Below are 12,264 nucleotides of genomic sequence, written 5' to 3' on the forward strand. Positions count from 1 at the left end.
GCCCGTCGCGTCATTCCCGGGATCCAACGCCCTACATCTCTGGGATGACAAGGCCGACGGGATACCTCAGCAGGCTGATGTTTCGACCCGAGGCGCTGCGCTTAGCTTCCTGCCATGAGCGGCAGCAGCGAAGAACAGGTGGTCGTGCGCCTCGACGGCGTGCGCAAGGAGTACGGCGACTCGGTCGCTCTGGACGATGTTTCCCTGGAGATCCGGGCCGGGGAAGCGGTAGCGGTGATGGGTCCTTCGGGCTGTGGCAAGTCCACCTTGCTCAACATGGTCGCCGGTCTTGACCGGCCGACCTCCGGTTCGGCCGTCGTACACGGCGAGGATCTGGGGAAGTTGAACGAGACCGCGCTGGCGCTGTTCCGGCGGCGGCATATCGGCATGATCTTCCAGTTCTTCAATCTCATCGACGACTTGCCGGCGCTGGACAACGTGGCGCTGGCCGCACAGCTGACCGGGACGTCGGCCCGGCAGGCGCGCCGCCGCGCGCTGGAACTCCTCGACGAACTCGACGTGGCCGACCGCAAGGACGTCTATCCGGCTGCGCTGAGTGGTGGCGAGCGCCAGCGGGTCGCGGTGGCGCGGGCGCTGATGAACCGTCCGGCCCTGCTGCTGGCCGACGAGCCGACCGGCGCGCTGGACAGCCGCTCCGGCGAGCAGGTGATGGACCTGCTGATCGACCTCAACCAGATCGGCCAGACCCTGCTCATCGTCACCCATGACCCGCATCTGGCCACCCGATGCGCCAGCCGGCTGATCGAGGTCACCGACGGCCGGGTGGCCCGCGAGAGCGCATTGGAACGGACCGTATGAGCGCCGTGTGGCGGGCCTCGCGCGCGGCCGTCAAGCGCCGTAGGGTCCAGACGATCGTCATCGGACTCGTCGTCCTGTGCTCTACAACGACGATCCTGCTCGCGCTGTCGGTGCTCAATGCCGCCTCGTCTCCTTTCGACAGCGCCTTCGCCCGCCAACGCGGCGCCCATGTGGTGGCGACCTTCGATGCCTCGAAGACCTTGGACACGCACCTGGCACGGACGGTCCGGCGCCCGGGTGTCCAGGCTGCGGCCGGCCCCTTCGGCCAGGCCGTCATCGAGATCCCCGAGGAGTGGCTGTGGATGTCGGCCGGTCCCCTGACCGTGGTGGGCCGGGCCGATCCGGCAGGCCCGGTGGACCGCGTCGACCTCCTGACCGGCCGCTGGGCCACCGCCCCAGGTGAGATCGTCGTCAACTCGCCTGTCGGCGGCAATCCCTCGCGTCTGCTGGGAACGAAGCTCGACGTCCCCGGAGTCCCGCCGCTCACCGTCGTCGGCTTCGCCACCAGCATGAGCAGGTCCGCCGGCGCCTGGGTATCACCCGAGCAGATGACCGCCCTGCACCCGTCCGGTTTCCAGATGCTCTACCGCTTCACGTCGGCCTCGACGGACGGGCAGATCCGCGCCGACCTGGCAACGGTCACCGCCGGACAACCAGCTGACTCGCTGACCGACGCCCAGTCCTACCTCACTCTCAAGCAGGCCTTCTCCGCATCGGCCGATTCCTACATCCCCTTTATGACGATGTTCGGCGTGCTCGGTCTCCTGGTCTCGGCTTTGATCGTCGGCAACGTGGTCAGCGGGGCGGTCGTCTCCGGATACCGGCACATCGGCGTGCTCAAGGCCCTTGGCTTCACCCCGAACCAAGTGGTCGCGGTCTACCTCGCGATGATCTCCGCTCCCGCCGTCGTGGGCTGCGTCCTGGGCACGGCGCTGGGCACCCTGCTGGAGCACCCCATCCTCGACGTCGCGTTCTCCGGAATCGAAACCGGCACCGCCACCATCGCCACCAGCCCCTGGGTGCCCGTCGCCTGCCTGCTGGCCATGCCCACCCTCGTCGCCACCGCCGCCCTGATCCCCGCGCTGCGCGCACACCGGCTTTCCGCGGCAGAGGCGATCAGCGCGGGCAGCGCGCCGCGGACCGGGCGCGGGCTGCGCGTTCAACGCAAGCTCAGCGGCACCCGGCTGCCGCGCTCCGTAAGCCTGGGCCTGGGCCAGCCGTTCACCCGCCCGGGCCGCGCCATGATGACGATCTCGGCCGTCGTCCTCGGGGTCACCACCGTGACTCTGACGACCGGCCTGGCCAGCAGCATGGTGGCGGCCGGGAAGGCGGGCAAGCACAGCGGGGTCGCGCTGGTCGACGTACAGGTGGGCACGTCGGCACGGGGCCGACACGTGCCGAAGCTGGATGACAGCCGGATCGAAGCACGGCTGCGATCCCTTCCCGGAGCGGACCGCGTGACCGCTCGCGCGCTCACCAAGGTGCACCTCGCGGGCACCACGAACACCGTATTCGTCAACTTCTACCGCGGGGACGCTCCGGCCGAGGCCGAGCAGATCGTCAAGGGACGCTGGCCGAGCGGACCGGGTGAGGTCGCCGGTGGGCCGTCGTTCCTGAAACAGCACGGGCTCGCGGTCGGTGACCGGACGACCATGCATCTGAACGGCAGGCAGACCGACGTCACCGTCGTCGGCGAAGTCATGCTGGGCAACGCCCAGGCCATGGACTCCGACTGGCGGACCGCGGCCGAACTCGCCCCGGACACGAGCGCCGTTGACTACACGGTCCAGCTCGCCCCCCATGCCGACGCCCAGGCCTACGTCAGGGGGATCGAGGAGGCTGACCCGGGCCTCTATCCGTCGCTGAGGAGCGACTCGCCGGATGCCGCCACCACTACCGTCGTCGGCTTCTCGTCGGTGTTTACGCTGCTGCTGACCACCGTCGCGGCGCTCGGCGTCTTCAACACCGTCCTGCTGAACACCAGGGAGCGGCGCCGCGACCTGGCCATGCTCAAATCGATCGGGATGACGCCGCGCCAGGTCGTGGTGATGACAGTGACGTCCGTGGCGGGGCTGGGCGCGGTCGGCGGCCTGATCGGCATCCCGCTCGGGATAGTCGCACACCGGCTGCTCGTGGACCACGCCGGAGTGCTCACCTTCCCGGAGTCCATGAAGGACGTCTGGCATGCGCCGCATCTGGCCGCCCTGACCCTGGCGGGCGTCGCGATCGCCGTCCTCGGCGCGCTGATTCCGGCGCGCTCGGCGGCACGGCTCACCATCGCCGAGGTGCTGCACAACGAGTGATCTCCGCTCCGCCCCGGAGCAAGGCCTGATCAAGCCTCCCGGGAGGCCGACGACGCGCCAGTCGTCAGGCCGCTTGCAGAGCCGGCCATCGACGACCGCTCGCTGTACCAGTCAGGTTTCGGACGTAGATGCTCCATTGCCGATGGGTGGTGCACGTTCTCGCTCTGGCAGCGTACGACCGGATGATCGGCCTGGAACTGTCTGAGATATCCGTGGAGGGTTGCATCGCCAAGGCCCCGTGTGGCGGCCGGAGTGCGGGCCGGTCCCCGGTGGACCGTGGGAAGCAGGGCCTGGAACGCTCGGTCGCCACTGGTGCACGCGGCGTCCCGCTCGGTCTGGTCGCGGCGGGAGCCAACCGACACGACTGGCCCCTGTTCGGACCGACTCTCCACGCAGCCATGGAGCAGGTCGGGCCACTGCCGGACGACGTGAACGTCATCAAGTGATCCATTTGCCGGCCGGTCTAAGCTGGCCGGATGTCTGCATTGGACTATCTGGCCGAGGGACGCCGTGTGGCGATCCGCGCCTATACCCCGGCGGATGCCGAAGAGTTCACGACGCGGGTGAGAGAGAGCCGGGACGTGCACCGCCCCTGGCTCTTCCCGCCGGAGGACACCCGCGCGTACGCCACCTACGCGGGACGGCTGAACGACGATCCGACCAAGGCGGGCTTCCTGGTCTGCGAACGCGAACGCGAACACGAACGGGAACAGGAAGCGGGCGAGGGCGGAGTCGGCGGTGGGATCGCGGGGTTCATCAACATCAACAACATCGTCCTCGGCGGGTTCCGCTGCGGCGCGCTCGGATACGGGGCCTTCGCCCATGCCGTGGGGCGCGGTCTGATGAGCGAAGGACTGGCACTGGTCCTGCGGTACGCCTTCGGGCCGCTCGGCCTGCACCGGCTCGAAGCCAACATCCAGCCCGCCAACGAGGGGTCGATCGCCCTCGTCCGGCGGGCCGGATTCCGCCTCGAAGGGTTCTCGCCGGACTTCCTCTTCATCGACGGAGCCTGGCGCGACCACGAGCGGTGGGCGATCACGGCCGAGATGCTGAGCTAGTGGCTTGACCGGCAAAGCTTGGCGGGAAAGGCACCAGGACCTGCGGGCACAACGAGGGGCCGGCCGGCGGTATCGGCCGGTCGTTCCCGTCCTCCGGATCGGTTCGGCCGGCGCGGTTCAGCAGTGGCCGGGTCTGGCGTACACGGTGATGCGCGCCTGCGTGACCGTCCGGCTCGCACATTCCTCGAAGTACGCGTCGAGGGTGGCGCGCTTGACCACCTCACGCGTGTTTGCGTCCAGGGGCTGGCCCTCCAGGTCGCGCACGGCGATGACGCGGGTGCTGGTCAGGATGCGCTCGCGGATCCGTTCCGGTGATAACTCACGGCCGAACAGCGTGTTGGACGCCACGGGGGTCCGCTCCAGGGCGAGGTCGGACAGCGCCACGAAGGAGTCCGGCCGGGCCAGCGTCCACACGCGTCTGCGTGACGGCATGAACAGCAGCCCGTCCCCGGGCTCGGCGATGTCCTGGACCGCTCGGGCGATCGCGACCGCATCGTTCTGGCGGCTCCCCGGCTTCCGCAGTGCGGCGCTCACGGGTACGAGGGCGGCGAGCACCGCGATCAGTGCCACCGCACATGTCACACGTCGCTTGGTGCCCGCGTCGTGAGCCGTCACCCGTAACCGGACCCGGTCGAGCGCCGAGCCCGCCAGGAGCACGAAACCGATGGCGGAGGCCAGGACGTACCGGTCCACGTACAACGGACGCAGCGGGCTCGTCAGCATGAGCAGCGTGGTGGGCAGGATCAGCAGCGGGAGCGCGAGCGCGGGCAAGGTGACCGGTCCGCGCGAACGGCCGGTGAAGCGGGCGAGGACGATGCCCAGCAGGGCCGTCACGACGAAGCCCAGCACCTCCCCGGCGTCCGGCGGACCGATCCAGTCCACCTGCGCCGACTGCGTCGTGCTCAAGACGGCGAGCGGGAGCAGCCCGGTGAGGACCCCGGCCGCCGTGATGCCCCACGCTCGTCTCATGGGCCGCGTCGACCGTGTCCCGAAGACGGTCACACCGTGGGCCAGCAGTATCAGCACGGCGAACTCGTGGAGCAGACAGGCCGTCAGTATGACAACGCCATATGTCACCCACCCCCGTGTCCTGCCCCGCGCCCGGCCCCCGTCCGGCCCCTTCGGCCGGGAGAGGTTGCTGACGAGAAGACAACTGGCCCATGTGATCAGCGCGCAGATCAGCGCGTAGGACCGGCCCTCCTGCGCGTACCGCTGCACCGGCGGGAGCAGAGGGAGGACGAGGCCCGCCAGCAGCCCGGTCCAGGTCCCGCCGAGCCGTTGTCCGAGCCGTACGATGCCGACCGCAGCCGCGGCGACCGCCAGTACCGAGGGCAGCCGCAGTGCCACGAGCCCGCCGTCCCAGAGGCCGAACACGCCGCGCATGATCAGGTAGTACAGGCCGTGCACGACGTCGACGTGGCCCAGGGTGTGCCATATCTGCGGCACACTCCGGTGTGACATGGCATAGGTGACCGCCTCGTCTCCCCACAGGGTGCCCTGGCGACGGATTCCCCAGAGCCCGACGAGCAGGGCCACGAGACCGGGGGCCCACGGGACCGCCCGGCGCAGGGCGCTCCGGGGCGGGGGTGATGGCCGGCGATGTTCCGTTCGCGAATCGACGGCGGGTGCGGGGTGCTGGATGAGAGAGATGACGTGCTCCGTCCTGAGGGGGTCTCTCGCTCAGTCGATCGTCCGCCGTGTTGATGGGCAGCCCCCGCAGGCGGTGCCGGTCAATTCCGTTCGCGCTGCTCGACGCCGCACGGCGTGAGCGGGGGTTCTTGACTCGACGGTGGGGGGCACGGGACGAATGGCGGGCGCGGCTGCCCGGTCCGGCGTATCGGCCCATGTGCTGAGCCACCGGGTGCACCCCACTGGCCGAAGCCGGATTGGGCAAGTCTTTGCCCATGGCCGGTTCGGGTTCCGTCCGCGACGCGCGCGCCCTCTGGGTACGGGATGCGGAGCTCCGTACTCCGTACAGGAAGGGGAAAACGGCGGCCGAAAGTATCGGGAGTCCGCCCCCGGCGAGATGACGTCCGTGTTGACCGTTCGCAATCGCAGGCACAGGCTCGATACATAGCTGCTAAATACAACTGGTTCTGCCGGGCCTTCGCCTTCGGCATGCCGCCCGAGCGACGGCACCGTGCGTACGACCGCTTCCCGGCCGGGACCGAATCGGGAGGACGCATATGTGTGGCATCGTCGGCTGGGTCTCCTTCGACCGCGATCTGCGAGCCGCCGCGGAGGCCGCGACGCTGGACGCGATGACGGAGACCATGGCCTGCCGGGGCCCGGACGACCGGGGGACCTGGACCGTCGAGCACGCGGGGCTCGGACACCGCCGGCTCGCGATCATCGACCTGCCCGGCGGACGCCAGCCCATGACCGTCTCCACCCCCGAGGGCGACGTCGCCCTCGTCTACTCCGGTGAGGCGTACAACTTCACCGAACTCCGCACCGAACTGACCGCCCGCGGGCACCGCTTCCTCACCGACTCGGACACCGAGGTCGTGCTGCACGGCTATCTGGAGTGGGGCGAGTCCGTCGCCGAACGGCTCAACGGCATGTACGCCTTCGCCCTCTGGGACAGCCGCCACGACAAGCTCGTCATGATCCGCGACCGGATGGGCGTCAAGCCGTTCTACTACTGGCCGACGCCCGACGGAGTGCTCTTCGGCTCGGAGCCCAAGGCCATCCTCGCCAACCCGCTGTCCCGGCCCCGGGTGACCCTGGACGGGCTCCGGGAGCTCTTCAGCCTCGTCAAGAACCCCGGGCACGCCGTCTGGGACGGCATGTACGAGGTGGAGCCCGGCACGGTGCTCACCGTCGACCGCGGCGGTCTGCGCCGACACGTCTACTGGCGGCTGGAGAGCCGTCCGCACCCCGACGACCGGGACACCTCGATCGCCACCGTACGGTCACTGCTCGACGACATCGTGCGCCGCCAGCTGATCTCCGACGTGCCCCGCTGCATCCTGCTCTCCGGCGGCCTCGACTCCTCCGCGGTCACCTCCCTCGCCGCCCGGCAGCTCGCCAGGACCGGTGAGAAGGTCCGCACCTTCGCCGTCGACTTCGTCGGACGCACCGAGCACTTCGTCGCCGACGAACTGCGCACCACCCCCGACACGCCGTTCGTCCACGCCGTGGCCGAGCGGGCCGGCACCATCCACCGCGACATCGTGCTCGACCCGGACGCCCTCGCCGACCCCGATGTACGCGCCCGGATGATCCGGGCCCGGGACATCCCCATGGGCCTCGGCGACATGGACGCCTCGCTCTATCTGCTCTTCCGGGCCATCCGCGAACACTCGACGGTCGCGCTGTCCGGCGAGTCCGCCGACGAGGTCTTCGGCGGCTACCTCCAGTTCTTCGACGAGGAGGCGCGAAGCGCCGACACCTTCCCTTGGCTGGTCCGGTTCACCGAGCACTTCGGCGAGGACGCGGGCGTGCTCCGCGACGACGTGACCCAGGCCCTCGGCCTGGAGAAGTACATCCGCGAGAGCTACGAATCGGCCGTCGCCGGCATCGAACGGCTCCCCGGCGAGAGCGACTTCGAGTACCGCATGCGCCGGATCTGCCACCTCCACCTGACCCGGTTCGTACGCGTGCTGCTCGACCGCAAGGACCGCGCGAGCATGGCCGTCGGCCTGGAGGTCCGGGTGCCGTTCTGCGACCACCGGCTCGTCGAGTACGTCTACAACACCCCCTGGGCCCTGAAGTCCTTCGACGGCAGGGAGAAGAGCCTGCTGCGCGAGGCCACCGCCGATCTGCTGCCCCGTTCCGTGTACGAACGGACCAAGAGCCCCTATCCGTCGACCCAGGACCCGAAGTACGCCATCGCCCTCCAGGAGCACGCCCGCACTCTGCTCGCGAGCCCCGGCCACCGGGTCTTCGACCTCATCGACCGCGACCGGCTGCGCACGGTGGCCGAACACGACGCGCCCGGGATCACCTCTGCCTCCCGACGCGGGCTGGAACGCACTCTGGACCTCGCGATGTGGCTGGACATGTACGAGCCGGAGCTGGACCTCGGCTGAGCGGGCTGCCGTCGGCGGGGCGCGCGGCGGCCGCCCCGTTCGCTCACCGCCCCTTGTAATTGATCTTCATGGTGTCCATGTCCGTTGCCTTGGACCGGAGTTCGCCATGACCGTAACCCTGGTCCCGCAACAGGGTCTCGGCCCGGTCCTCGGCGATCGCGGATGCCATCTCCTCGCCGTCCTCGGCGTCCGACACGACCACGAAGCGGAAGCTGAAGTGCTTGAGCACGCGGTCGTACGTCAGCGAGCCCTCCTCGGTGAACTCCATCGAGCTCAGCCCGTGCTCTTCCACCTCGGACAGGAGCCGGGCGCGTGCCTCTTCCGTCAGACCCTCCCAGGTGCCGCGCACGATCACTCGGTAGGTGTGCTGCGTGCTCATCGTGTTTCCTGCTCCGCTTTTCGCTCGTGAACCGTCGGGGGGCAAGGTTACGGCGGTGTGCGTGAGACGCACGCGAATTATCCGGGTCCAACGGATTCGGGGCCACCGGGGCCGGGTCTCCGGGGTGGCGGTTTCCGGCGCCGCGCCCGTGATCTTTCGGTCTTTTGCCGAAGTCTGACGGCAACGCCCCTGGCCGGGCCGCAGTCCAGCGTGTTCCATGGTCATCGGGGGACGCCCGGACCTGCGGCGGCCCGCGCGAGGGAGCGAGGTTGCCTTGGCCACGACCGTACGACGTGCCGTACTGACTCTGCCCGCCGCACCACTGGGCCCGGAGAACCCGCTGCCCGCACTGCGGCCGCTCGACGAGATGCATGTCGTCGACGACCGCGACCGGGCCGGACTGCCACGTGACATGGCACGCCAGATCGGCTACGAACCACTGGGCACCGTGCTGCCGGTGCGCATCCTCGACGGGTACGGGCGCGAGCGCGTCCCCACCGGACTCGACGCGATCATCATCGAGAACGCCCGGCTGCGGGCCACCGTCCTGCCCGGGCTCGGCGGTCGCGTCCACTCCCTCCACCACAAGCCGACCGGCCGCGAACTCCTCTACACCAACCCCGTGCTGCAGCCCGCCGACTTCGCGCTCAACGGCGCCTGGTTCTCCGGCGGCATCGAGTGGAACGTCGGCGCCACGGGCCACACCACACTGTCCTGCGCCCCGGTGCACGCGGCCCGGGTGCCCGCACCCGACGGCGGTGACATGGTCCGCCTCTGGGAGTGGGAGCGGCTGCGCGATCTGCCGTTCCAGGTGGACCTCTGGCTGCCCGAGGACTCCGACTTCCTGCACGTCGGCGTACGGATACGCAATCCGCACGAGCACACCGCACCCGTGTACTGGTGGTCCAACATCGCCGTGCCCGAGGGCGAACGCACCCGTGTCCTGGCCCCGGCCGAGGAGGCGTGGCACTTCGGTTACGCGCGCACCCTGACCCGGGTCCCGGTCCCCGAATCGGGATCCGTCGACCGTACGTACCCGCTGCGCGGCGACTTCCCCGCCGACTACTTCTACGAGGTGCCCGACGGCGCGCGCCGCTGGATCGCCTCCCTCGACGAGGACGGGCACGGACTCGTCCAGACGTCGACCGATCTGCTGCGGGGCCGGAAGCTGTTCCTGTGGGGCAGCGGCCCGGGCGGGCGGCGCTGGCAGGAGTGGCTCACCGAGCCCGGAACCGGCGGCTACGCCGAGATCCAGGCCGGACTCGCCCGTACCCAGCTGGAACACATTCCGCTCGAACCGGGCGCCGAGTTCAGCTGGCTGGAGTCGTACGGGCCGCTGTCCGCGGACCCCGGGGCCGTGCACGGTGACGACTGGGCGGCCGCCCGCGCCGAGACGGAGCGACGGCTCGCCGAGGTGCTGCCGCGCGCCGATGTCGACGCCGCGTACGCCGCCTGGCGTCCCTGCGCCGACACCGAGCCCGGCGAGTCGCTCGCCACCGGATCCGGCTGGGGTGCCCTGGAAGTCCGGCGCGGAAAATACCGGCTCCCCGGCACGCCGTTCGCCGACTCCACCCTGGGTGAACAGCAGGAACCCTGGCTGGAGCTGCTGGACCAGGGCACCTTCCCCGAACCGCGCCGGGCGGCCCCGCCCGGCCCCTCCCTGGTCTCGCCGCACTGGCGCGACATGCTGGAGACGGCCGCGGCCGAGCCCCTCACCGAATACCACCTCGGCGTCGCCCAGTGGCACGCCGGCGACCGGGCCCAGGCGGTCCGCAGCTGGGAACGCGGACTGGCTCTCGCTCCGTCCCGGTGGCCGCTGTTGCGCTGCCTCGCCGTCGCCGCCGAGGAGAGCGGACAGGGGGATCGGGCCGCCGACCTCTATGCCGAGGCCTTCGACGACCTGCGTGCGCAACGCCCCGACGGCGAGGGCGGTGGTAAAGGCGGTGATGACGCCTGGACGTCTGCGGCGACGGCGCTCGGCCGCGAGGCGATGGAGGCGATGCTGGCGGCGGGTCGCCCCGCGGCGGCCCGGACGGTGTGGGCCGGCCTGCCTCCGGTGGTCCAGCGGCGCGGTCGTTTCCGCCTGCTGGAGGCCCGAGTGCTGATTGCCGAGGGGGACCGCGCCACCGCCCGGGCCGTCTTCGACGAGGGCTTCGAGGTGGCGGATCTGCGCGAGGGCGCGGAGATCCTGGACGAGGTCTGGGCCGAGCTCACCGACGAGCCACTGCCGGAAGCGTACAACTACCGGATGCGCCCCAGGGCTTGACGCCGAAGGCCGTCCAGCCCGCGCCCACCTCCACCGGTGCGGGCCGGACGGCCGCGAGTCCGATCCGTCGGGCGGGGAGCCCGCGGCTCAGCCGGCCGGGGTCCGGTCGACGTACTCGAAGACCGAGCCGTCCGGATGCACCGCGATCAGATTGCGGCCCACCGGCGTCGGAACCGGACCTGCGAGGATCCGGGCGCCGACGCGGGTGAGCGAGGCGTGGGCTTCGTCGACATCCTTGACCGCGATCGTCGCCGTCACCTTGCGCAGGATCTCCAGCTCCGACTCCGGGCCGCTCATCAGCAGGAAGCAACCGATCGCGGCGACCGAGACTCCGCCGCGCTCGAAGCGCAGCGCGGAACTGGCCGTGAGGTCCTCGTAGAAGGCCACCGCGGCCTCCAGGTCGTCGACGCAGATGCGCAGCGTGGTTCCCAGAATGTCCATGGGGGCAAGGGTAGTTGGCGGTGTTCAGGCCCGGCAGAGCACCTCGCCGTGCGGGACCATGAACCAGGCGTCGTCCTGCGCGCCCCATGCGTGCCAGGCGGCGGCGATCGCGGCCAGCTCCCCGGCGCTCGCATGGCCGTGGGACACGGCCCGCTCCGCGTACACCGAGCCGACCGTACGGTCCGCCCACATGCCGCTCCACCAGGCGCGGCTCTCCGGGGTGGCGAAGCACCAGTTGGCGGCGGTCGGGGTGATGTCGGTGAAGCCGGCCTGCCGCGCCCAGGACAGCAGCCGTCGGCCCGCGTCCGGCTCGCCGCCGTTGGCGCGGGCGACCCGGCGGTACAGCTCCAGCCAGGTGTCCATGCCCGGCACCTCCGGGTACCAGGTCATCGCCGCGTAGTCGCTGTCACGGGCCGCGACGATGCCGCCGGGGCGGCAGACGCGTCGCATCTCGCGCAGCGCCTGTACGGGGTCGCCCACGTGCTGGAGCACCTGATGGGCATGGACGACGTCGAAGGAGTCGTCGGGGAAGTCCAGGGCGTGCACGTCCGCGGTGGTGAACTCGACGTTGTCCAGGCCGTGTTCGGCCGCGACCTCGGCGGCCCGGGCCAGGATCTCCCCGGTGGTGTCGACGGCGGTCACCCGGCCGGGGGCGACCAGTGCGGCCAGGTCCGCGGTGATGGTGCCGGGCCCGCAGCCGACGTCCAGCACGCTCATGCCGGGGCGGAGCTCGTCGATCAGATACGCGGCGGAATTGGCGGCGGTGCGCCAGCGGTGCGAGCGCAGTACCGACTCGTGGTGGCCGTGGGTGTAGAAGGCGGTCTCTTTCGGCATGGCGGTGGATCCTTCCTCGGAGCGCGGAGCGCGGAGCGCGGAGCCCGAACGCGAGCCGCGCGAAGGGCTGGCCGTCAGCGTCACCGTACGCGTCCATGTCGAATATTGAGATAGGTGTCTTGTTATGTGG

The 12,264-nt window shown here is 70.4% G+C and carries 9 protein-coding genes and 1 pseudogene; 6 read left to right on the top strand and 4 right to left on the bottom strand.

Features of this window, described 5'->3' with window-relative positions; genetic code table 11:
- Positions 1-114: 114 nt before the first annotated feature.
- The 4 genes and pseudogenes from ACFU8Q_RS16805 (at position 115) to ACFU8Q_RS16820 (ending at position 4,180) form a co-directional block, all read left to right on the top strand.
- Positions 115-819, top strand: a complete 705-nt coding sequence (locus tag ACFU8Q_RS16805) for an ABC transporter ATP-binding protein (protein ID WP_384453852.1) — start codon at positions 115-117, stop codon at positions 817-819.
- Positions 816-3,122 carry an ABC transporter permease gene (locus ACFU8Q_RS16810; protein ID WP_384453854.1) on the top strand — a complete coding sequence of 769 codons (2,307 nt, stop codon included), beginning with the start codon at positions 816-818 and terminating at the stop codon, positions 3,120-3,122. The genes ACFU8Q_RS16805 and ACFU8Q_RS16810 overlap by 4 nt, the downstream gene beginning before the upstream one ends.
- Positions 3,123-3,271: 149 nt before the next feature.
- Positions 3,272-3,559: pseudogene (locus ACFU8Q_RS16815) on the top strand (IS5/IS1182 family transposase); the annotation flags it as partial.
- 39 nt (positions 3,560-3,598) lie between these two features.
- A complete protein-coding gene (locus ACFU8Q_RS16820; RefSeq protein ID WP_384453857.1) occupies positions 3,599-4,180 on the top strand; it encodes a GNAT family N-acetyltransferase in 582 nt (193 codons plus the stop codon).
- A gap of 117 nt (positions 4,181-4,297) precedes the next feature.
- Here the strand turns inward: ACFU8Q_RS16820 and ACFU8Q_RS16825 are convergent, their stop codons facing one another.
- Positions 4,298-5,716, bottom strand: a complete 1,419-nt coding sequence (locus tag ACFU8Q_RS16825) for a hypothetical protein (RefSeq protein ID WP_384453860.1) — start codon at positions 5,714-5,716, stop codon at positions 4,298-4,300.
- 650 nt (positions 5,717-6,366) lie between these two features.
- Between ACFU8Q_RS16825 and asnB the strand changes: the two genes are divergently transcribed.
- Positions 6,367-8,214, top strand: a complete 1,848-nt coding sequence (gene asnB, locus ACFU8Q_RS16830; protein WP_384453863.1) for an asparagine synthase (glutamine-hydrolyzing) — start codon at positions 6,367-6,369, stop codon at positions 8,212-8,214.
- 43 nt (positions 8,215-8,257) lie between these two features.
- On the opposite strand, the gene ACFU8Q_RS16835 is transcribed toward asnB, so the two are convergent.
- Positions 8,258-8,593 (bottom strand): DUF6204 family protein, encoded by a 336-nt coding sequence (locus ACFU8Q_RS16835; RefSeq protein ID WP_384453866.1) that lies wholly within the window; start codon positions 8,591-8,593, stop codon positions 8,258-8,260.
- Positions 8,594-8,867: 274 nt separating this feature from the next.
- Between ACFU8Q_RS16835 and ACFU8Q_RS16840 the strand changes: the two genes are divergently transcribed.
- A complete protein-coding gene (locus tag ACFU8Q_RS16840) occupies positions 8,868-10,859 on the top strand; it encodes a DUF5107 domain-containing protein (protein WP_384453869.1) in 1,992 nt (663 codons plus the stop codon).
- A gap of 87 nt (positions 10,860-10,946) precedes the next feature.
- Here ACFU8Q_RS16840 and ACFU8Q_RS16845 read toward each other — a convergent pair whose 3' ends face one another.
- Together ACFU8Q_RS16845 and ACFU8Q_RS16850 are read right to left on the bottom strand one after the other, a co-directional pair.
- The gene (locus tag ACFU8Q_RS16845; protein ID WP_384453872.1) at positions 10,947-11,300 is read right to left on the bottom strand and encodes a VOC family protein; all 354 of its coding nucleotides are present in this window, start codon (positions 11,298-11,300) and stop codon (positions 10,947-10,949) included.
- Between the two features lie 24 nt (positions 11,301-11,324).
- Positions 11,325-12,134 (bottom strand): methyltransferase domain-containing protein, encoded by an 810-nt coding sequence (locus ACFU8Q_RS16850; RefSeq protein ID WP_384453874.1) that lies wholly within the window; start codon positions 12,132-12,134, stop codon positions 11,325-11,327.
- Positions 12,135-12,264: the final 130 nt, after the last annotated feature.

The sequence above is a fragment of the Streptomyces sp. NPDC057543 genome, assembly GCF_042801895.1.
Lineage (GTDB): Bacteria > Actinomycetota > Actinomycetes > Streptomycetales > Streptomycetaceae > Streptomyces.